Source organism: Nannocystis punicea, assembly GCF_026965555.1.
Taxonomy (GTDB): domain Bacteria; phylum Myxococcota_A; class Polyangia; order Nannocystales; family Nannocystaceae; genus Nannocystis; species Nannocystis punicea.
This window is the reverse complement of record NZ_CP114040.1, coordinates 10,685,479-10,708,242: the sequence shown is the minus strand read 5'-3', so window position 1 is coordinate 10,708,242 and position 22,764 is coordinate 10,685,479. Positions and strand designations below refer to the sequence as shown.

Below are 22,764 nucleotides of genomic sequence, written 5' to 3'. Positions count from 1 at the left end.
GGACATGTCTTGAGGGACATGGCGGGTCGAGCGGCGCTGCGCCCGGTCGACGCCGCTCAGGGCGACTTGTCGCCGCGGGCGGGCGGGCGGCGCTGGTGCAGCCAGCCGCGGTAGGCCTCCATGCGCGCGCGTTGGTCTTCGGGCGCGCGGAAGCTGCACGTGGACAGCTCGTCGCTGCCCTCGGGGGCGCCCCAGCGCAGCTCGGGGCAGTCGTTGGGGTTGTAGGCGAGCTCGAGCGCGGCCTCGCGGTCGACGAGGTCGCGCAGGCCGAGGGTCCACTCGCTGCCGTCGCTGCGGGTGTAGGTGATCGCGTGCCGGGGGTCGCGGAGGAGGACGTCGAGCTCGTCGGCGAGGGCGCGGGCGCGGGCCTCGGGGTCGCCGTCGGTGGCGTACAGGTTGGGCCGCGCGCGCACGCGGTCGGGCAGGCCGCGGACGACGTCGAGGGCGATGAGCAGGCGGAGGTCGCGGCCGGGGGTCGAGTGGCTCTCCCACGCGCCGGTGGCCTCGAACACCTCCCAGCCCTTCGGCATGGCGATCGCTCGCTGGCGGTCGCGGGCGAACTCGGCGGCGCGGGCGATCGGCTCGACGCGGCTGCGCGCGAGCTCGGCGAAGGCGGCGACCGCCTCGCGCTGCCGCTGCGAGGCGTCCCACGGCGGCGGCTCGACGAGGGCGATGACCGCGTCGTAGAAGGCGGTGCCCGCCAATTCGCCGGGGGCGGTCCAGATGTCCCCGAGGTCAGGTGCGGCCGCGATCGCGGCGTCGCTCAGCTGGGCGAGGCCGCCGCCGGCCTGGCGCACGACCGGGCGGAATTGCTTGAAGCCGACGCCGCCGAGCGCGGGCTCGGTGCTCCACAGGAACAGGCCCTCCCAGAACTCGCGGCGGACGATCTGGCCGTCGGGCTCGCCGTCGACGGCCAGCAGCGCGCCCGGCTCGCCGTCCTGCGCGGGCACGAGGTCGACGAGCAGGAAGACGTGGCCGTACGGGTCGGCATAGACGGCGCCCGGACGCAGGCCGCGGTGATCGAGGCGCACGGGGTAGAGGTCGGAGGTGGAGTCGCCGACGGCGGTGCGCGCGTTGCCGGCGTGGACGCCCCAGCCGAGGTTGCGGAAGAAGAACCGCTGGGCCCGCGCGAGCTCGGTGGCGGGCATGGTGAAGCCGGGGCCGGGGTCCAGGTTGGTGCGGGCGTCGCCGCAGCGCGGGGGCTTGCCGTCGCCGCCTCGCTGGCACTTGCGATAGGCGAACGGGAGCCGGCGCTTCCACGACCAGTAGGCGCGCACGAAGTAGGGGAGGTCGGCGCCGTCGGGCTTCAGCCGCAGGCCGACCGGGTTGTCGGCGCGATCTTCCTGCAGGCCGAGCGCGTCGTGGAGGAAGTTGCGAGCGGGATCTCCGGTGGCGACGTCGAGGCGCTCGATGCTGGCCTTCGGGTCAGGTGACGCGGAGAACAGCTGGCGCACCCAGGCGCTGTAGAGCGCCTCCTCGCCGGCGGTCCAGGCCCGCTCGACGGGCCAGGCCCGGCCCTTGGCGGCGAACGGGGGGCGCTGCGGCGGCTCGCCGAGGACCTGTACTTTGAGGCAGGTGATGGCGGCGCCGTCGCGGACGACGGCGAAGGTGACCTCGCCGGCGCTCGCGGGGGTGAAGTCGGCGATGACCGAAGACGGGGTGCCGGGGTGGACGTGGGCGTCGAGGGGCTGCGCGGGGGCGTCGCCGGCGAGGAGGTGCAGGGCGAGCGGGACGTCGTCGGCGAGGGTGGCGGCGACGATCCGGAGCGGCTGGCCGGCGAGCGGGGCGAATGGGGTGACCATGAGGCCGATCGCGGGATCGGCAGACTCGGGGCAATCGAGGGCGGCGCCGGCCAGGGGCGGCGCGGGCGACGGAGGAATGACCGCAGGCGGAGGCTCGGCGGGCGGGGGCTCGACGGGCGGGGGCTCGACGCGGTCGAGTGATTCGTCGCTCGCTCGCTCGGCGACCTCGGAGGCCGGCTCGCTGCTGCGATTCAGGCGCGAGGCGACCGCGCCGAGGAAGACCAGCGCCGCGAGCACGACGCCGACCCTCAGCCAGCGATCGCGGGCGCTGGGGGCCATGCGGATCGGCGGCAGGCGGGGGATCGTGAGGGGGACCTTGGTCGGAGGGACGGGCGCGTCCGCGGGCTTGACGGGAGCCGGCTGGGTGACCGCGAGGCCGACCTGCACGAGGGTGGGGAGGTCGTGGAGCGGGATCGGCGGCGAGGCGGCCGGAGCGGATTGAGAGATGTCCTTCGGGACAGGCGGCTCGCTGGCGGGCGGTTCGCGGCGCGCGGACTCGACGAGCGAGAGCGGCGGGAGGGACGCGCCGGGCTCGGGGATGAGGTTGGGGAGGGAGCGCCGCAGAGGAGGGTCGGCGAGCGGCCGGTCGAGGATGACGGTGACGGGGGCGCCGGGCCCGGGGATGAGGTTGGGGAGGGAGCGCCGCGGCTTGGGACCGCTCGGCGATTCGAGCTCGAGGAGGTCGAGCGCAGGGACCAGCGCAGGCGACGATTGAGCGCTCGAGGGCTCGCGGCGGGCGAGCAAGGTGGGGACGGCGTGGGTGCTCGAGGGCTCGCGGCGCGCGGCGAACAGCGGGGCCGACCCCTCGCGCTTGCGCGGGCCGGCGATGGTGTCACGCAGCAGGATGTCGAGCTCGGGCACGAGCGCGGGCGCCTCGGCGCGCGGGAGGTCGCCGCCGAGATCGCGCGCGACGAGCAGGCCGAGGTCGGGCAGCAGAGTGGCGTCGAAGGGCGAGACGGGCCCCGAGACGGGCGGATCGAGGAACGGGGCGGGGGGCGGCGGCTCCGGGGTGAGGAGCGGGGCGCCGGGGCTCGTGTCGGGAGCAGGGCTGGTGCTGGGAGCGCTCGTGCCGGCGACGAGACTGGTGCCGGGAGCGGGGCTCGTGCTGGCAGCATTGGCGGAGCCGGGGCGACTGGCCAGACCGAGGGCGGCGAGGGTGCCGGGCGGAATGAAGGGTCGCGGGTACGGATTGGTGATCGGCGGAATGAAGCCGGAGCCGGAGGCAGGGCGGTGCGGGGGGATCCACGCGGCCGGGGGAGCGACTCGTGCGGGATCGGGGAGCGGTGAGGCGGTGATGGCGGACGCGGCGGCGGGGAGGCTCGAGGCGAAGTGCGGGGCCGAGCTGCGGGCAGGGAATGATTCGTCGAGGGCGACGGCTGGCGTGGATTCGTCGCGGCCGGCGGGGGCCTCAGCGGGCTGGTGAGGGGCTCGCGTGGGCTCGGTGGGAGGAGGTTCGCCGGCAGAGGCGCGGTTGGATGAATCGTCGGGAGGCGTGAGAGATCCGCCGGGGGACAGAGAGGATTCCTGCGAACGGGGGGCGGAGGATTCGTGAGCGCGGGAGGGCGCCGCCGGATGGGACGATTCGCTGGAGAGCCCGGGAGCAGTGAGCGGTTCGAGAGCGTCGGCGTGGGGGCGGGAGGAATCGCCCGAGCGGGCGTGAGCGAGCGGTGCCGAGGGGGGAGACGCGGCGGGGAGAGGGCGGGAGGAATCGCCGGAGGGGGTGTGGGGGCGCGGCGATGAGGGAAGAGACGCGGCGGGGTGAGGGCGGGAGGAATCGCCGGTGGGAGCGAGCGGGGATGAGGGGAGAGGCGCGGCGGGGTGAGGGCGGGAGGAATCGCCGGTGGTAGCGAGCGGGGATGAGGGGAGAGACGCGGCGGGGTGAGGGCGGGAGGAATCGCCGGTGGTAGCGAGCGGGGATGAGGGGAGAGACGCGGCGGGGTGAGGGCGGGAGGAATCGCCGGTGGGAGCGAGCGGCGATGAGGAGGGAGACGCGGCGGGGTGAGGGCGGGAGGATTCGTTGGAGGGGATGTGGGGGCGCGGCGGCTCGCTAAACGGCGCGGAGCGGCGGCGGGACGTGTCGGTCGGCGCGTGAGGGGGTTGAGAATGTGCGGACCCGACGGCGCGCGGAGCACCGCCGGAGGGTTCGCGCGCCGGCGGTGAATGACCGGAGGGGGCGCGGCTGGGCTCGGCGGCCGTCGAGGGCTCGGAGCGGGGGCGCGAGGAGCCGGCCGAGGGCGGGCGCGGGGGCTGACGGGCGGTGGGCCGCGATTCGGGGCGCGAGGCGGACTGGCGCGGGCCGGAGGCGCGGGACGGGGCGGAATCGTCGGCGACTGCGTCGTCGCCGTGCGGCGCGGTGGCGGCGGGCGCAGGCTCGGCGGGCGCGACCTCGGAGATCAGCGGGCCGGCGTGGACGGGCAGCGGCGGTGCGCTCAATCGATAGAGCGGCGCGGCGTCCTCGAGCGGCGACAGCAGCGGCGGCTGGACCAGCACGGGCGGATCGGAGGAGCTATGTGCAGAATCACTCCGACTCGATTGCTCGGGCTGGGGCGCGGCGAGGATCGATTCGGCGATGGGCTCCGGCGGAGCGGCCGGATCGGTGGCGGACAGGTCCGTATCGTCGGCGTCGTCGTCGTCGTCGACGAGCGGGAAAGGCCGGGAGTCGCGGGAGGCGATGGGAGGAGGTCGCGGCGCGTCGTCGTCGTCGGGCTCGAGGACGGCCAGGGAGGTGAGCGATTCGGCGGGAGAGGGGGCCTGCGAAGGTCCCGAACGCTCGCGGGTAAGGAAGACGGGCGCCCACCGCTCCGTCCGCCGTCGCGGCGGGCCGATCGAATCCGGTGGATCGAGGATGGCGAGTGCGGTCAGCGAATCGGCAGGGTCGACGCGGGGAGACGCGGAGACGTCGCCGGGGTCCTGCGGATCGCGGGCAGTGAGGGCATTGAGCGAATCGGCGGGGTCGACGCGGTGAGACGCGGGGGCGTCGCCGGGGTCCTGCGGATCGCGGGCAGTGAGGGCATTGAGCGAATCGGCGGGGTCGACGCGGTGAGACGCGGGGGCGTCGCCGGGGTCCTGCGGATCGCGGGCAGTGAGGGGATTGAGCGAATCGCCAGGGTCGATCGAGACAGGGGCGCTGCCGGAGTCCTGCGGATCGAGGACGGCGAGGTCCGTGAGCGAATCGGCGGGATCGGGCACCGGTGCGGGCTCGCGGAGCGGCGGCGAGCGGTGGAGGTCGACGCGCGCTCCAGGAGACGGGCGGACGCCGGAAGCTCGGGGCTCGCGGTCGGCGAGGGCGGAGAGGGAATTGCCGGGGGGCGCGGAGAGGTCGGGTGATTCGGAGTAGTGCGAATCGCGGTCGGCGAGGGTGGAGAGGGAATCGCCGGGGTCCGGAGAGAGGTCGGGTGATTCGGAGTGGTGCGAATCGCGGCCGACGAGGGTGGAATCGCCGGGGGGCGCGGAGAGGTCGGGTGATTCGGAGTAGTGCGAATCGCGGCCGACGAGGGTGGAGAGGGAATCGTCGGGGTCCGGGGAGAGGTCGGGTGATTCGGAGTAGTGCGAATCGCGGCCGGCGAGGGTGGAGAGGGAATCGCCGGGGGCCGCGGAGAGGTCGTGGGATGGGGAGTCGTCTACGAGCTGGGCGATGGCGGAGAGGGAGTCGCCGGGGGTCGCGGAGAGGTCGCGGGATGGGGAGTCGTCTTCGAGCTGGGCGATGGCGGAGAGGGAGTCGCCGGGGGTCGCGGAGAGGTCGCGGGATGGAGAGTCGTCTTCGAGCTGGGCGATGGCGGAGAGGGAGTCGCCGGAGTCCAGGCGGGGAGGAGTGAGGTCGCGCGATTGCAGGGCGGTGATGACGTCGCCGTGGTCGAGGTCGGGTGATTGCGGGGCGGCGGAGGAATCGCTGGCGGCGTTTTCGGCGGAGCGAGCATCGCCGGAGGCGCGGGGATGGGTGGGTGATTGCAGGCGAGCGATGGCGAAGAGGGAATCCGCGGGGTCTTGGTCGGTGATTTCGGGCGCCTTCAGGCCGTCGATTGCGGCAGTGAGCGAATCGCCGTGGTCGAGGTCGGGTGATTGCGGGGCGGCGGAGGAATCGCTGGCGGCGTTCTCGGCGGAGCGAGCATCGCCGGAGGCGCGGGGATGGGCGGGCGATTGCAGGCGAGCGATGGCGGAGAGGGAATCCGCGGGGTCGTGGTCGGTGATTTCGGGCGCCTGCAGGCCGTCGATCGCGGCAGTGAGCGAATCGCCGGGATCGATGGACCGCGAGGGGGCCGAGAAGCCGCCCGAGTCCTGGGCCGCGATGGCGGCCAGCGAGGTGAGAGAATCGCCGGGCTGCGGGGCGAGGTCCTCGATGGCGTAGTTCGGCGGGTCGGCCGAGAAGGGCAACGAGGCTTCGGCGGCTTGGGGCGCGTGGGGTCGAGGATGGGCTGGAAGGTCGAGGCGCGCGGCGGTGTCGGCGGGCGTGGCCTCGGAGGGGGACGAGACGTCGAGTGCGTCGAGGGCTCGCGTCAGGGAGTCCTCGGGGCGGAGACGCGGCGCGTTGGGGCCGGGTGCCGGAGTGAGGTGATCTTCCGGCGAGTCGTCGCGGCGGAGGAGCGGCGCGGAGAGGTGGGGGGACGGCGCTCGGTGCGGTTGCGAGGCCTCGCGGGCGTTCGTCGAGTCGGGGGCCGGAGCGAGGGACTCGAGGGATTGCGAGTCGGCGCTGCTTTCGGGTTCGCGCGGCGGGTGATCGGGGGCGGACGGAGCCTCGGGGGACGAGACGTCGAGTGCATCGAGGGCTCGCGTCAGGGAGTCTTCGCGGCGCGAGAGCGAGGAGGTGTGGTCGCGTGACGGAGTGAGGTGAGGTCGCGACTCTTCGCGGGGTCCCGTCGAAGGAGACGGGAGGTCGAGCGTGACGTCGGTGCCGGCGGAAGCAGGCTCGGTGGGCGAGACGTCGAGAGTGTCGAGTGCTCGCGTCAGCGAGTCTTCGCGCGCCTGGAGCGGCGAGACAGGGTCGGGTGATGGAGCGAGAGGCTCGCGGAGGGGCGAGTCGTCGCGGGCTTCCGCCGCCCGGGACGGGAGGTCGGCGGATCGAACGGTGCCGGCGCTCGGAGGCTGGGAGGCGGACGCGAGGTCGAGTGCGTCGAGGGCTCGCGTCAGGGAGTCTTCGCGGGCTTCGGGCGAGGAAGAGAGGGTAGCCGCGTCGCGGAGGCGCGGTGATTCGCTGGCGAGGGACGCGAGGAGTGGTGCGTCGCCGCGGCCGGTGAGTGATGCCGTGGTGGCCGGGGGCGGAGGTTGGGAGTGAGCGGGGCCGTCGGCCGGGCTCGACTGGACCGGGGGCGGTGTGTCGGCGTCGGGGGACGATGATGAAGCGGGGACGGCGAGTGCTTCGAGGGGCGCGGTCGGTGCTTCGAGGGCGTCGAGGGCGAGGGTCAGCGAGTCCTCGTGGCTGCGCGAGGACATGTCGGGTGTGGCGCGTGGGCGTGGCTCGTCGACTGTGGTTTCGATCGATGCGGGGCCGGAGCCGAGGATGACGGCGGCCTCGGTGAAGGGCGCGGCCTCGACGAGGACGAGGGATTGCGAGGGGTCTTGCTCGCCGTCGGGTGGGGTCTCGAGGATGGAGGCGGCGCGCATGCTCTCCGCGGCGGCGAAGGTCGAGGCGTCGGGAGAGTCGAGCTCGATCGTCAGCGAATCCTCGGATTGGACGGATGTGGCGACCTCGGGCTCTTCGATCGGCGTCGGCGTGAACGGGGGCGGGAAGGTGGCGACGGCTCGCGGATGGGGGGGAGGCCGCGGACGCACGGGGCCGGCGGGCTGCCGGGGCTCGGGGCCTTGCGGGCGAGCGAGCGAGAGGTCGAGGGGATGCGGGCGATAAGGGGGGGATTGCAGCGAGACGTCGGGGTGTTGCGGCGGGTGAGGGAGCGAGAGGTCGAGGGGATGAGTGGGCTCGGAGGTGGAGTGCGAGCCGTGGGAATGGGAGGGATCGAGGGGGGAGTGCGGTGAGACGTCGGGGCGTTGCGGCGGGTGAGAGAGCGAGAGATCGAGGGAATGGGGGTGCTCGGGGACGGAGCGCGGCGGGGGCTCCGACTCGTGCGCAGCGCGAATTGTCGGGGGTTCGACGGGGAGCGGAGGCGGGGGATGATGCGGCGAGGCGGGAGCGAAGGTCGAGAGGTCGGTGGAGCCGAGCTCGATCGTCAGCGAGTCCTCGTCGGCGAGCGGGACGTGCGGGAGCGCGTGCACGGACGCGGCGGCGAAGGTCGCAGAGTCTTCAGGGTCGATCGCGATCGGGGCCGCGTCGTCGAACTCGAGGGCGGTGAGCGGGGCGAGGGCGTCGTCGAGCTCGCGGGCGGAGAAGGGGCCGCTGGGCGGGTCCGGATCGGCGGCTGGCGGGCGTGGCAGGGAGTCGCTCCGCCGCGGCGAGGGATCGAAGAGCTGGAGCTCGGGGAGCTCAATGGCGTCGACGTCTTCGCGGAGCGGCCCGGCTCCTTCAGGACGGACGGCCGCGTCGAGGGTGAGAGCAGGCGAGAGGGTCGCCGAGGCCGGGTCTTGCGGTTCGGAGGGAACCGCGACGGGAGCGAGAGGATGGCGCGGATCGGTGGCGGGAGAATGGAGAGAGTCTGCGGGGCCGACCGAGCCGGAAGAATGGAGGGAGAGGGTGGGGTCAATCGAACCCGCGGGGTCGACCGAATCGGGGGAATGGAGGGAGGGGGCGACGGAGTCGGGAGATTGGCGGGAGGATGCGAGAGGGGCGGAATCGAGGGAATGGAGGGCGCCTACGGGGTCGACCGAACCGGGGGAATGGAGGGACGGCGTGTGGTCGACCGAACCGGGGGAATGAGGCTCGGGGACGCGCGAGAGGTCGGCGGCTTCCGGGGAAGAGAGGTCGGACGAATGGGCGACGGGCCCGGAGGCGTCGCTGGAACGGGGCCGCGGAGGATCTGGCTGGGAGGCGAGATTGGAGGGAAGGGCGGAGGCGTCGCTGGAAGAGAGGGGCGGAGAATCGGAGGGCGAGGCGAGATGGGAGAGCGGGACGGCGGGCGAAGATGGGTGCGAGGACTTCGGAGGCGAGGCGAGATTGGAGGGAGAGACGCTGCGCGGAGAATCCGAAGGCGAGTGGAGATCGGACGGAAGGGCGTCGGGGGCGGACGAGTGCGGGGAATCGAGGCGCGCGGGGAGATTGGAGGGAGAGGCGTCGGGCGCGGACGGGGAATCGGGGCGCGCGGGGAGATTGGAGGGAGAGGCGTCGGGCGCGGACGGGGAATCGGGGCGCGAGGCGAGATTGGAGGGAGAGGCGTCGGGCGCGGACGGGGAATCGGGGCGCGCGGGGAGATTGGGGGGAGAGGCGTCGGGCGCGGACGGGGAATCGGGGCGCGCGGGGAGATTGGAGGGAGGGGCGTCGGGCGCGGACGGGGAGTCGGGGCGCGGGGCGAGATTGGAGGGAGAGGCGTCGGGCGGCGGAGAATCCGGGCGCGGGGCGAGGGTGGAGGAATGAGCGTCGCGGGCGGAATCCTGGCGTGGGGATTCGGGCGAGGGCGCGGTGGCGTCGGGGCGCGCGCCGGGCGATTGTCGGGAGGACGCGTTCGGGGCAGGGGCGGGCGCCGGCGCGGCGAGGCGCGAGAGGGTGGCGTCGCCCGAGGCGTCGAGGGCCTGGCGGGCGAGCTCGTCCGGGTCCTGCGAGGGGGCGCTGCCGTCGCTGCCGGCGAGCTCGTGCGGGAGCTCGATGAACGAGGACTCCCACAGGCGAATGCCGTACTTGCGGCCGAACTGGACGATGTCGCTGCGGATCCACGCGATCGCGCGGTCGAGGGCGGCGCGGCTGCCGAACAGGCGGCTGCGGGCCAGCTCGCGGCCGTTGACGGCGGAGATGGCGAAGCGCAGCTCGTCGGCGGCGACGCGGTAACACACCGGGTCGCCGGCCCCCTTGAGGAGGCTGCGAATGCCGTGATCGCGGGCCTTGGGGGTGCTGTAGCCGTGGCTGAAGAGGAGGACCTCGCCGCGCTCGTCGTTGAAGTGGAAGTAGTGATGGCCGTCGTCGGCGCGGAAGGCCTCGAATCCGGCGACTCCCGAGGTCGATCTGCGGGTGAGGTCGTAGCCCGATTCCGCGACCTTGCGCCGGGTGCGGGCGGCCACGTACTCCTTCGCCTCGCCCGGCGCGAGTTGCACGAGCTGGGCGATCGCGGCGTCGCACTCGACCTCGCTCGCCAGCCAGGGGCTGCGCGCGATCTCCCGGCCGTTGCGGGCAGTCAGCACGAAGTACCGCCGGCCCTCGGCCTCGCGCCGATCGTAGCGCCGCGGGTCGGCGGCGGCGACGAGGACCGACTCGACCTGCTCGTCGCGCGCGAACCGGGTGGTGAAGCCCCGCAAGTAGAGCAGGACCTCGCCGCGCTCGCCGTGGACGTGGGCGGTGAAGAGGCCGTCGCTGGCGCGGTTCAGCAGCTCGAGGCCGGACTTCTTGGCCCGACTGCACGCCTCGAGGTCGTAGCGCACTGCGACCTGGATCGTGTCGACGGGCCTGGCGCCGCTCTTCTGCGGGCGCGCGAGGTTGACGACGCGGAACCGCTCGACGGTGCCGGCCCAGTGCTGCAGCTCGGCGAGGCCGGCGTCGGCCTGGGCCGGGCTGGCGTAGGCGTTGCCGCGGGCCAGGAGGCCGCCGTCCTCGCCGCGCAGGGTGAAGTGATAGCTGTCGCCGTCGACCTGCAAGGAGGCGTCGACGCCCTCGCGCAAGCTGGCGATGACGGCCTCGATCGCGCGCTGCACCGCCGTCTGGTCGCGGAACTCGACGCTGGTCAGGCCGACGCGCTCGCCCTCGAGGACGACCTGGAACGCGAGAGCGTCGCGCGACTGCTGGACGACACGGAAGTACACGAGGCTCGCTCCCGCGGTGACCGGCGCCCGGTGCGGCGGCAGGCCGGAGCGTCGTCAATCTATCACGAGCGCCCACGGCGCGGCGCGCACGATCGCGGGGTGCGATGGGTGCGAGATCGTAAGCCACCCAGGCGCCGAACCAAGGCCGATCGGACGGATCCGCGCGCGCCTGCGTGGGCACTAGACCCCAGCGCCGCGAGTCGGTGTGCGCGCAAAGAGATGTCCCTCGAGACAGATCTGCAAATTGTTGGAAGATTGGCGCGAACGACGAGGGGCGGCGAGCCGCGCGGCTGTGTTAGCATTCGCCGCGGTACGGAGCGGCTTGCGTCGCACGCGACATGAATCGGCGCGCGAGGGACGAGATGTCTTGTGGGTCAGGTCGTTCCCGCGGGCGCCGAGGGGCGGCGGTGCGGGGACGAGATGGCCGGAGGGACAGGTCGATCACCCGGGCGTCGAAGGCTCCGTCGCCGGGGCGGGTGCGAGATGGCCGGAGGGACAGGTCGATCGCCCGGGCGTCGAGGGCTCCGTCGCCGGGGCGGTGCGAGATGGCCGGAGGGACAGGTCGATCGCCCGGGCGCCGAGGAGCGGCGGTGAGGGCCGGGCACGACATGGAGTGAGATGCGGCGACTCGAGGCGGTGCGGTTGCGAGATGTCCGAATGGACATGTCATAGGTCGGGGTGATGGATTTGGCGAAGTTCGGGCGATTTCTCGGGGCTGGGCGGAGGGACAGGTTGTTCGCGGCCGCGAGGGGGTCGAGGTGACCGGGCGGCGGTTCGCCTCGTACGCCGACACGGCGGCGATCGACGACGCGACGCTGCGGGCGGCGGCGCAGGACGGGGCAGCGGAGGACCGGGCGCTGGCGTGCTGGCGGCTGATGACGCGCGGGCAGGCGTTGACGACGATCGGCGCGGGCGGGCCCGACGCGGGTCATCGGCGGCTGCTCCTGCTCAACTTCGCGGCGGCGCGCGAGGTGGAGCTGCTCGAGGCGGTGGCCCAGTTCGACCCGGAGCCGGCGATCCGGCGCGAGGCGCTGGGCTGGCTGATCCGCGTGGCGCCCTCGCCGGTGCCGGCGATGTTGCGCGTGCGCGCGGCCGCGGCGGAGGAGCCCGAGCTGGTGTTCGAGCTGGTCGAGGCGAACCCCCGGTTCGCCTGGGACGCGCTGGCGGCCGAGCTCGAGCTGCGGCTCTCGGCGGCCGATGTGGCGACGCGCGCTCGCGCGAGCGACCGCCTGTTCGAGCTGGGCGAAGCGGTGCCGCCGGTGCTCCGTCGCGCGGTCGAGGTCGAGGCCAACGCGGCGCTGCAGCGCTCGATGCTGTCGCGCTGGGCGCGGTCGGCCGACCACGCGGCGCTGATCGAGGCGCTGACGTCGTGGGAGCGCGGGCGCGAGGCGATCGTGCGGGCGCTGGTCGAGGCGGGCCGCAGCTACTCGTTCGAGATGTTGGCGCCGCTGGCGGCCGCGGGCGACGCCGGGGCGGTGACGGAGCTGCTCGGGCCGCCGTACTCGCCGGCGGCGGGAGCCTGGCTTTTGGGGCAGGTGAATGCGGCGCTGGCGGATGGGGGCGAGGTCGAGGTGCTGCTGCGGCGGTTCGCGGGCGCCTGTAGCGAAGGCGTGGTGACGCCCGCCAGCGACGAGGATGCGGCGCTGGTGCTCCTGCTCGCCGGCGAGGAGGTGGCGGCGACGCTGAGCGCGGGGCTGTCGCGGCTGTTGCAGGCGCCGCACCGGACCTTGCGCCTGCTGGCGGCGCGGGAGCTGAGCCGTCATGACCTCGCGTCATCCGAGGTGCAGGCGATCGCGCTGGCCGAGCTGGACGAGGAGATGCTGGAGCGCTGGGCCCGCTCGGAGCACCACGCGTCCCTGCTCGCGGCGGCGGTCGGAGCGGCGAGGGATGCTGTCTCGGCGCGGCTGTCGTGGTCAGAGGTGTCGGCGGCGATGGAGACCGCGCTGTCGCGGTGGTCGGCGGTGCTGTCGGCGCTGGCGACAGCGGGCCGCAGAGCTCCGTGGGAGGCGCTGCAGCCGATCGCCGAGGTGCTGGCGACGGAGCACGTGGAGCCGTTCCAGCTCGAGGATTCCCAGGCCGTGGGGGCGCTGCTCTGCCTGCTCGAGCGGCCGCTGGCCCCAGCGGCGCGCCGCTGGCTGGTGGTGATGGAAGATCGTTCGCGGCTGTTCTCCGGCGATGGGTGGGCGGTGCGCGAGGCGCTCGAGTCGGCGCCGGTCGGCGAGCTCGCGGCCGACGAGCTCGCGCTGCTGCAGCTGTTCCGCGAGCGCGTGGACGAGGGGTGGTGAGCGAATCGGTCGCCGTTCGCGCCGCTGGCCAATTGCGGCGAACATATCGGTGATCGCATGGAGCTCGCGTCGTCGATCGGGGCGTGGAACAGGCAGTCGGTGCGCGCTTCGCCCGGGCCGCGCTACGGTCCGATGTGCATCTCCATCAGCGCCTGGAACCACGCCGGCGGGTTGTCGTCGCACATCCCGGGTTCGACCGCGCGTTCGGCGTTCTCGAGCCACACCCTGTAGCTGCCCGGGAGGTTGTCGAGCGACCCGTGCTGGCCGTCGAACACCTCGATCGTGACCTCGAGCCACGTCACGGCGAGCGCGAGCCGCTCGGACAGTCCGCACTGCGCGTCGCCGGGCTCGCACAGGCCGTCCTCGACCGCGATGGGCGTCGCGTAAAATTCCTCGGCGGTGGCGCCGTCCGGGACAAGGCGGTCGGCGCTCGCTCCCCCCAAGATCATGCGCGTCGGGTCGAAGGCGGCGCGGAGCGAGAACCATTGATTGAGCCAGAAGGGCTGCTCCGAGCGGTACTCGAGCTGGACCTCCTGGCCCGGGAAGAACACCTGCGCGGGGAACGGCGCGCGCGTGAAGGCGAGGTGGACCTCCTGCGCCGCGCCGTCGATCGTGCAGTCGAACGCGATGGTCCGTTCCGGCGGGCTCTCGGTCGCAGTATCGACGGTGCACGGCGCCGATACGCTCTCGGGTCGTTCGCCCTGAAAGTCGATGCTCCACTGGGCGACGACGGCATCGGGCGCGCCGCACACGGCTCCGCCGGTGGTCGCGTCGGTGTCGGTCGCCGAGGTCTCGGTGGTGGTGGTGGTGGTCGTCGTCGCCGGCCCGGTGGTCGGAGCGCCGGTGGTGTCCGTCGCCGAGGTGGATGTCCCATCGGACATGCCCGTCGTGGGCTCCTCGCTCCCGGACGACTCGCTCGGGGACCCGGACGAGTCGTCCGAGGTGGTGCCGCTGGTCGTCCCGGGCGAGGGACCGCAGCCCGCGGCGAGGGCGAGCGACAGGCTGATAAGGCAGAATGAGCGCATGTGCGGGAGCATACGCCCGGCCGACGAGCCGGCGGCGGTTCGCCGCGGTCGCTGCAAGACGAGCGTGAGCGAATCGGGGGTGCGCGGCGCGGCGGACTTGTGAAAGGATGCGGCCGGTGGATCCGCATCGACTGTTCACAATCCTCAATACCGCGGCGCTGGCCGGCTGGGTGCTGCTGTGGCTGGCGCCTCGCGCCCGCGTGACGCAGCGGCTGGTCTACAGCGGGCTGTTCTCGCTGCTGCTGGCGGCGGTCTACATCGCGGTCCTGGTGCCGCACCTCGAGCTCGACGCGTTCCGCGACTTCAATTCGCTCGAGGGGGTGCTGCGCCAGTTCCAGAAGCCGTGGTTCATGCTGGCGGGGTGGGTGCATTACCTGGCGTTCGACCTGTGGATCGGGGCGTGGATCGGTCGCGACGCGGCGTCGCGCGGTTGCCCGCGCTGGCAGGTGGTGCCGTGCCAGGTGGCCACGCTGATGCTCGGGCCGGTCGGGCTGCTGCTGTACGTGGCGCTGGTGCGCCGGGCGCTGCCGTCCGGGCGGCCGTGAGGCGGCTCCGGCCGGCGTTCGCGGGCCTGCGCGCGTGAGGGCGAAAGCGCCCTCCGGGGGACGTGCGGGGGCTGGCGAGGGTGAGCGGGCCCGCGAGCGGCGTTGCGTCGACGCGGCCCCGCGGCGCTCCCACGCGGGCCCGCGGCGCCTATGATCGCTCGATCATGAATCCTTCGCGGCTGCCTTTCTCCTGTTCGTGTCTCGCGTCGCTGGCGGCGCTGATGGTGCTGGCCTGCGGCGATGCCGGGCCGGCGACGACCGACGACACCACCTCGACGAGCAACCCGACGACGACCGAGGCGCCGACGACCGAGGGGACGCCGACGACGTCGGAGGCGACGACCGACGCGACCACGACGACCGGGGAGCCGACGACCGGGGAGCCGCTGCCGCCGGCGGAGGTGCCGGAGGGCTGCAACCCGATCGCGTACGCGGCCGACTGCATGCTGCCGTACCCGTCGGACTTCTTCCTGGTCGAGGACGCGGCGCTGCCGAACGGGGTGCGGGTGGCGCTGACGGAGCCGGCTGTCCCCAAGACCATGATGGGCGCGCCGGTCGACAACCTGGCGTCGCACGCGGCCGACGGCTTCTCGCACCACATGCCGATCCTGGCGCTGTTCCCGGAGGGCATCGACACCGCGAACCTGACCTTTCATACCGACGGCGGGGACGCGACGCTGGCGGCGACCAGCCCGACGCTGCTCATCGAGGCCGAGACCGGCGAGCTGGTGCCGCACTGGGTCGAGCTCGACGCGATGACGGACGACCCGACGCGGCAGGCGCTGATCGTGCGGCCGTTCGTGCGATTGAAGGACAGCGCGCGCTACGTGGTGGCGTTCCAGGGGCTGGTGGCGGCCGATGGGACGGCCGTGGCGCCGCCGCTGGGCTTCGCGCACGTCCTGCAGGGCGACGTCGCGGGCCACCCGGTGCTGGAGCCGCTGGCGCAGCGCTACGAGGAGCAGATCTTCCCGGTGCTCGAGCAGGCCGGGGTGGCGCGCGCGGGGCTGCAGCTGGCGTGGGACTTCACGACGGCCTCGGAGGCGCGCAACACCGACGACCTGGTGGCGATCCGCGAGGACGTGATCGCGACTCTGGGCCAGAGCGGGCCGGCGGTCGAGTTCGACAACGTGATCCCCGATTACAGCGAGGAGTTCGCGCTGCGGGTCGAGGGCAAGTTCGAGGTGCCGCTGTACCTCGAGGCCGACGAGCCGATGGCGCGGATCCACCGCGGGCCCGATGGCAAGCCGGCGGCCAACGGGACGATCTGGGTGCCGTTCACGCTGCAGGTGCCGAAGTCGGTGTGGCCGCTCGAGGCCGACTTCGAGCCGGCCCGCATCATCCAGTACGGCCACGGGTTCTTCGGCGAGCGCGAGGAGATCAACTGGAGCGCGATGCGGGCGTTCTCGACCGAGCGCAAGTTCATCATGGTCGCCACGGAGTGGGCCGGGATGGCGCTCGAGGACCAGAGCGCGGTGGTCGAGTCGATCTTCGACGACCCGTCGAACGTGTTCCTGTTCACCGACCGGCTCCACCAGGGCTTCGCCAACCAGCTGGCGCTGTCGTACGCGATCCAGACGACGCTGGCCGACAGCGCCGAGCTGAAGGCGTTCGACCAGCTGCTCTACGCGCCCGACGAGGTCTACTGGTACGGCATCTCGCAGGGCTCGATCTTCGGCCTGACCTTCATGGCGCTGTCGCCGGTGGTCGAGAAGGCGGTGCTCGACGTCGGCGGCGGGCCCTACTCGCTGATGATGACGCGCTCGGGCTCGTTCTCGATGCTGTTCGACATCGTCAAGGTGGTGATCGGCGACGAGCCGCTGGCGATCCAGAAGTTCATCGCCATGTCGCAGCACACCTGGGACCGCGTCGACCCGCTGACCTACGCGCCGCGCGTGCTGCAGCAGCCGTACGACGACAGCCCCGAGCGCAAGATCCTGTTCTCGTACGGGGTCGGCGACCACTCGGTCAACAACCTCGCCAGCCAGCTCCTCCTGCGCGCGACCGGGATCGATCTGCTCGACCCGCCGGCCCAGCCGGTCTACGGCCTGCAGACCACACCCGCGCCGTCAGCGGGCTCGGCCGCGGTCAACGTCGACTTCCACGTGCCCGAGCTGCCGGGCGTCGAGGCGAAGATCCCGCCGGAGCCGGCCGACGAGTACAACGTCCACGAGATGGTGCGGCGCAACCCGAAGATCCGCGAGCAGATCGACATGTTCCTCCGGCCAGGTGGGCAGATCGAGAACTTCTGCGACGGACCGTGCGACCCGGAGTGACGGCGGCGCGGGCGCATCGCTCGAACGCGCGCGGGGCTCGGCGAGCACCCGAGTACGCACCTGCGCGGCGAGTGTCGCCAAATTGCGGGACAGTGATGCGCCCGCGTTCCCGCCGCGGGAGCGGCTCGGTAGGCTGAAGCTGCCAGGGTGGAACCGGCGGCGACAGGCGACCCGAGCGAAGTCCCGACGCGGCACGAGTCCGGGCCGCCGCCGCGGGACGTCGCGGCGCCGCAGCCGTTCCGCATCGACCGCTACACGGTGATCCGCCAGCTCGGCGTCGGCGGGATGGGGGCGGTCTACCTGGCCTACGACGAGGAGCTCGACCGCTGCGTCGCGCTCAAGTGGATGCACGGCGGCGACCACGAGGGCTCGTTCGGGCGGGCGCGGATGCTGCGCGAGGCGCAGGCGCTGGCCAAGCTGTCGCACCCCAACGTGGTCCAGGTGTACGCGGTCGGCAGCGCCGACGGGCGGGTGTTCCTGGCCATGGAGTTCTTCGACGGCCTGACCTTGAGGACATGGCACAAGAGGCAGGCGAGGAGCTGGCGCGAGGTCCTGGCGGCCTACGTGCAGGCGGGGCGCGGGCTGGCGGCGGCGCACGCGGCCGGGCTGGTGCACCGCGACTTCAAGCCCGACAACGCGATGATCGACGGGACCGGGCGGGTCTGCGTGGTCGACTTCGGGATCGCCCGCGCGCCGGCGCAGACCGACGACGAGCCGGGGGCGCCGCCGCGGCTGCCGCAGGCGCTGACCGACTCGGCGCGGCTGTTCGCGTCCGACGCGTCGGCGCTGTCGGGGCCGCTGACCGAGGCGGGGACGCTGCTCGGCACGCCGGCCTACATGGCGCCGGAGCAGATGATGCGCGCGCCGGCCGACGCCCGCTCGGACCAGTTCGGCTTCTGCGTGTCGCTGTGGGAGGGGCTGTACGGGTCGCGCCCGTTCGTCGGCCGCCGGGTCGAGGAGCTGGCGCCGCAGGTGTTCGCCGGCCAGCTGCGGGCGCCGCGGGGCTCGGTGCCGGCCGCGGTGGCGGCGGTGCTGCGCCGCGGCCTGTCGCTCGACCCCGACGCCCGCTTCCCCGACATGCCCTCGCTGCTGGCCGCGTTGACCGAGGCGGCCCAGCGGCGGACGCGGCGGCTGATCGCGGCCGGGGCGCTGGCGGCGATCGTGGCGGCGGCTGGCTTCGGGTACATGGCCGCGGGGACAGGTCCTGAAGGTCAGGTCGCGCAGAGCTGCCGGACCGCGGCGGCGCTGCTGCCGGGCTGGGACGAGGGCGGCCGGGCGACCGCGCGCGCGGCGGTGCTGGCCACCGCGGCGCCGTTCGCCGCCGACGCCTGGGCGGCCGCGGCCCACCGGCTCGACGCGTACGCGGCTGAACTTCAGGACATGACCGAGAGGGCATGTCTGTTGCGACACTCGGGCGGCCTGCCGGCGGAGGTGCAGGCGCTGCACGACGGCTGCCTCGAGCGCCGGCGGGCCGAGCTGGGCGCGGTGGCGGGGGTGCTGCAGGCGGCCGACGTCGACGCGGTGCGCGGGGCGGCGCAGGCGGCGGGCGCGTTGACGCCGCTGGCCCGCTGCGCCGACCTGGCGGCCCTGCGCGCCGAGGCCCAGCGGCTGCCGCCGCCGCGCGAGCCGGCGCAGGTCGAGGCGGTCGCGGCGCTGCGCGACCGGCTGGCGGCGGCCAAGGCGGAGTTCGACGCCGGCCGGTTCGCGACCGCCCGCGACGCGGCCCAGGCGTGCGTGGAGACGGCGGAGGCGATCGGCTACGGGCCGGCGCTGGCCGAGGCGCTGGTCCGCCTCGGCACGGCGCAGGCGGCGGCCGGTGACTACCCGGGGGCGCGCGCGACCCTGAAGCGGGCCTTCGCCGCGGCCGAGGAGGCCGGCCACGACGAGGTGGCGGCGATGAGCGCGACCCAGCTGAGCCACGTCAACGGGGTGCGCCTGCGCGAGCCGGCCGAGGCGCTGCTGTGGAGCGACGTCGCCGACGCCAAGCTGCGGCGGATCGGCGACCCGCCGACGCCGCGGCTGGCCCAGCTGGCGGCGCTCGGTTTGACCCTCGCGGGGTCCGACCGCCTGGTCGAGGCGGCCGAGGTGCAGACGCGGGCGCTGGCGCTGGCCGAGCCGCGCAAGCGCGAGGCGCCGCTCGACTACGTGCGGGCCGCCAACGCGCTGGCGTCCTCGCGCACCGACCAGAACCGGCTCGACGAGGCCGAGGCGCTGCTGCGCGAGTCGCTGGCGCTGCGCCAGCAGGTGCTCGGGCCGCACCACCCCGACGTCGCGGTGGTGCTGCACAACCTCGGCCGGATCGCGGTGCTGCGCCTCGACTACCCGAACGCGCTCGCTCACTTCCGCCGGGCGCTGGCGATCCGCGAGCGCAGCCTCGGCGCGGCGCACCCGGCCGTCGCCGACACTCTCGGCGGCCTGGCGGTGGCCTCGTGCCACTCCGGCAGCGACGCGGAGTGCCTGGCCCTGAACCGCCGCACTCTGGCGCTGGCCGAGGAGGCCCGCGGGCCGACCGACATGGGCCTGCTGACGCCGCTGTCCAACCTGGGGCTCGAGCTGGCCGCGCGCGGCGACTTCACCGGCGCAGAGGGCCACCTGCGCCGCGCCGAGGCGATCGCCCGGGCCCACGGCGAGCAGGCCAGCGGCGACGCGTCGTGGGTGTTCTACAACCTCGGGATGGTGATGCTGCTGTCCGAGCGCCCGGCCGGGGCGGCCTTACCGCTGCAGCAGGCGCTGGCGATCCGCGAGCGCGTGTTCGGGGCGGACCACGTGACCGTCGGCTTCGCCGCCAACGCGCTCGCCGAAGCCCTGGCCGCCAGCGGACGCGAGGCCGAGGCCGCCCCGCTGCGGGCCCGCAGCCGCGCGATCGTGGCCGCGAACCCGTCCGCAGGGCTCGAGATCGTGCAGGACCACCTCACCGCGGCGTCGCTCCGCTGGCGCCGCGATCGCGCGGCCGGCCGGGCCCTGGCCCGCGCGGCCGCGGAGGGGCTGCCGCTCGCCGAACCAGTCGAGGCCCAGCGGCACATCGAGGCCTGGCTGGTCGAGCACCCGGGCTGACGCGAGAATTTCTAAAAGATAAAGATGTCCTCGAGGGCATGTCGGAGAGAGCATGTTGCATCGGACATGTTTCTTAAGGCATGACCAAAAGGGCATCGTGATTCATTTTAAATGCCTTGAAGGACATGTCTGATAGGACATTTCAGCCGGACGCGGCGGGCGGCGCGGCGGGCGGGGAGGGGGCCGGGCGTCCGGCGGCGTCGGGGCCGCGTGTCATGCTTCGCGGGCGGGAGGATGAGCGTGCGCAGCGTGCGAGCAGCATCCCAGCCTGGGCTTGCCGCCGGCTCGCGGCGGCTCGCGCGCGGCCTGGCGTCGGCGGCGGCGGTGCTCGGGGTGCTCGGTCTGCTCGGCTGGGCCAGCGGCAGCGCGGTGCTGCAGGCGTTCATCCCCGGGCGGCCCGTCATGACCCCGAACTCCGCGGTCAGCCTGATCCTCCTGGCGGCCGGGGTGCTCCTGCTGACCCCGCGCGTGCTGGCGCCGCGCCGCCGGGCCGCCGGTCAGCTGTGCGGGTTCGTGGTGTTCGCAGTGGCCGGGGCGACCCTGGGCTACGACGTCACCGGGGTCGACCTGCGCCTCGACAGCGTGTTCTCGCGCTGGGACTCGCCGACGCCACAACCGCTGCCTTACCGCTCGGCGGCGACGACTGCGCTGTGCCTGACGCTGCTGGGGGGCAGCCTGTTGCTGTTCGACGCGGCGTGGCGGCGCTGCAGCCGGCCGGCGGAGGCGCCCGTACTGGTGGCGGCGGTGGTGGTGACGGCGGTGCTCACCGGGCACGCGTACGAGGCGGAGATCTTGTTCCAGTTCTCGCCGCTGTCGCTGCGCGGGATGTCGCTGCCGACGGCGCTCGGCCTGGCGCTGCTCGCGGCGAGCGTCCTGCTGGCGCGGCCGGAGCGCGGGGTGGTGGCGATCGTCACCTCGACGCGGATGGGCGGGTCGATGGCGCGGCGGTTGCTCGGGCCGGCGCTGGTCGGGCCGGCGCTGCTGGGGTTCGTCGTCCTGGCGGCGACCCGCGGCGACAGCCCCGGCCTGTCGCTGTCGCACGCGCTCCTGGCCACCGCCAGCGCCACGATCGCCGTCGGCCTGACGCTGCTCACCGCGGCCTCGCTCAACCGCGTCGACGAGGCGCGCGCGGTGGTCACCGACGAGCTGCGGCTGTGGCGGGACGTCGTCGACCAGGCCGACGACGCGATCCTGGTGCGCACGCTCGAGGGCACGGTGATCGGCTGGAACCCGGCGGCGGAGCGGCTGTTCGGCTGGCGGCGCGAGGAGATCGTCGGTCGCTCGGTGCTGGCGATCGTGCCGGAGGACCGGCGCGCAGAGCTGCCGCTGCTGATCGAGAGCCTGCGCCGCGGCGAGCGCGTGCCGGCGTACGAGACCGTGCGCGTGGCCAAGGACGGCACGCGGATCGAGGTGGTGCTGTCGGTGGCGATCGTGCGCGACGCGGGCGGGCGGACCGTGGGGATGGCGGCGATCATCCGCGACCAGCGCGAGCGCAAGGCCGCCGAGCGGCGCTACTCCGACCTGTTCGAGCACGCGTCCGACGGGATCTTCGTCGCCGATTCGTCGGGCGTGATCGAGGAGGTCAACGCGGCCGGCTGTCGGCTGCTCGGGCGCGCCTGCGCGGAGGTCGTCGGCCGGTCGATCCTCGACTTCGTGCCGGCCGAGGACGCGACCCGCCTGGTGGCCGAGCGCGACGCCCTGCTCGGCGGCGCGGTCCAGGTCGGCGACTGGGAGCTCGTCGACGCCGAGGGCGTGCGGATCCCCGTCGAGGCCAGCGCCACCATCCGCGGCGGCCGCTGGCAGGTGTTCGTCCGCGACATGCGGGCCCGCAAGGCCGCCGAGACCGCCCTGGCCCGCCTCTACCGCGAGGAGGCGCTGGCCAAGGCGTGGCTGCAGGGCGTGCTCGACGGCATGCCCGAGGCGGTGCTGCTGGTCGACGCCGACGGCCAGCTGTCGCACAACAAGGCCGCGCGCCGCTTCATCGCCTCCGCCGACGGCGCGCCCGGGTTCGACCTACGCGCGTCCGACGGGGCCGCGGTCGCGTGGACCGAGCTGCCGCTGATGCGCGCGCTCCGGCTCGGCGAGACCTGCAGCGGGCGCGAGCTGGTGGCCCACGACGCCCACTGCGGGCGGGTGCCGGTGCTGGTCAGCGCGTCGCCGCTGGCCGACGCGGGCGGCCGGCGGGTCGGGGCGGTGTCTGTCCTTCGGGACATCTCGGTGCTCAAGGAGATGGAGCGGCTGCGCGAGGAGTGGACGGCGATCGTGGCCCACGACCTGCGGCAGCCGCTCAACGTGATCTCGATGTCGACGCAGGCGCTGGCGCGCACGGCGGCGGTCGAGCCGGACACGACCGCGGCGCGGGCGCTGGCGCGGATCCGCGGGGCCATCGACCGCCTGGGCCGGATGATCCGCGACCTCTACGACGCGTCGCGGATCGACGCTCGCCGGCTGACGCTGACCCGCGCGCCGGTCGACCTGCACGACCTCCTGGTCGAGGTCGCGGCCCGCACCTGCGCCGACGCGGACCGGCGGATCCGCGTGCACGTGCCGCGCTCGTTGCCGCCGGTGCTGGCCGACGCCGGGCGCGTCGAGCAGGTGATGGAGAACCTGCTGGCGAACGCGCTCAAGTACGGCGACCCCGAGGCCGAGGTGATGGTGACGGCCGAGGTCGCGGGCGGGACGGTGGTGGTGTCGACGAAGAACCGCGGGCCGGGGCTGACGCCGGAGCAGGTCGCGCGGCTGTTCACCCGCTTCTACCGCGCCCACGTCGAGGGCCGCGCCGAGGGGCTCGGCCTCGGGCTGTACATCGCCCGCGGCCTGGTCGAGGCCCAGGGCGGCAAGATCTGGGCCGAGAGCGGCGGCCACGAGACGGCCTTCCGCTTCAGCCTGCCGATCGCCCGCGCCGGGGCGGCGGCCGCGTCTTGAGGACATGCTCTAGAGAGCATGTCCGG

The 22,764-nt window shown here is 73.9% G+C and carries 7 protein-coding genes; 5 read left to right on the top strand and 2 right to left on the bottom strand.

Annotation, left to right across the window (positions count from 1 at the left end):
- Positions 1-56 precede the first annotated feature (56 nt).
- Positions 57-10,631: a hypothetical protein gene (locus O0S08_RS40985; RefSeq protein ID WP_269034955.1), complete on the bottom strand. Its 10,575-nt coding sequence runs from the start codon at positions 10,629-10,631 to the stop codon at positions 57-59.
- Between the two features lie 758 nt (positions 10,632-11,389).
- Between O0S08_RS40985 and O0S08_RS40980 the strand changes: the two genes are divergently transcribed.
- Positions 11,390-12,916 carry a hypothetical protein gene (locus O0S08_RS40980; RefSeq protein WP_269034954.1) on the top strand — a complete coding sequence of 509 codons (1,527 nt, stop codon included), beginning with the start codon at positions 11,390-11,392 and terminating at the stop codon, positions 12,914-12,916.
- A 122-nt stretch (positions 12,917-13,038) separates the two neighbouring features.
- Here O0S08_RS40980 and O0S08_RS40975 read toward each other — a convergent pair whose 3' ends face one another.
- Positions 13,039-13,941, bottom strand: coding sequence for a hypothetical protein (locus O0S08_RS40975; protein ID WP_269034953.1), 903 nt, complete (start codon positions 13,939-13,941; stop codon positions 13,039-13,041).
- A 116-nt stretch (positions 13,942-14,057) separates the two neighbouring features.
- On the opposite strand from O0S08_RS40975, the gene O0S08_RS40970 reads away from it, so the two are divergent.
- The 4 genes from O0S08_RS40970 (at position 14,058) to O0S08_RS40955 (ending at position 22,738) form a co-directional block, all read left to right on the top strand.
- A complete protein-coding gene (locus O0S08_RS40970) occupies positions 14,058-14,486 on the top strand; it encodes an ABA4-like family protein (protein WP_269034952.1) in 429 nt (142 codons plus the stop codon).
- Between the two features lie 164 nt (positions 14,487-14,650).
- The gene (locus O0S08_RS40965) at positions 14,651-16,759 is read left to right on the top strand and encodes a hypothetical protein (protein ID WP_269034951.1); all 2,109 of its coding nucleotides are present in this window, start codon (positions 14,651-14,653) and stop codon (positions 16,757-16,759) included.
- Between the two features lie 147 nt (positions 16,760-16,906).
- Positions 16,907-19,813, top strand: coding sequence for a serine/threonine-protein kinase (locus tag O0S08_RS40960; protein ID WP_269034950.1), 2,907 nt, complete (start codon positions 16,907-16,909; stop codon positions 19,811-19,813).
- A gap of 249 nt (positions 19,814-20,062) precedes the next feature.
- A complete protein-coding gene (locus O0S08_RS40955) occupies positions 20,063-22,738 on the top strand; it encodes a sensor histidine kinase (protein ID WP_269034949.1) in 2,676 nt (891 codons plus the stop codon).
- The last annotated feature ends 26 nt before the right edge of the window (positions 22,739-22,764 follow it).

Coding starts and splice junctions, on each gene's coding strand:
- O0S08_RS40975 (WP_269034953.1), bottom strand. CDS start 13,941: ATGCGCTCATTCTGCCTTATCAGCCTGTCGCTCGCCCTCGCCGCGGGC.
- O0S08_RS40965 (WP_269034951.1), top strand. CDS start 14,651: ATGAATCCTTCGCGGCTGCCTTTCTCCTGTTCGTGTCTCGCGTCGCTG.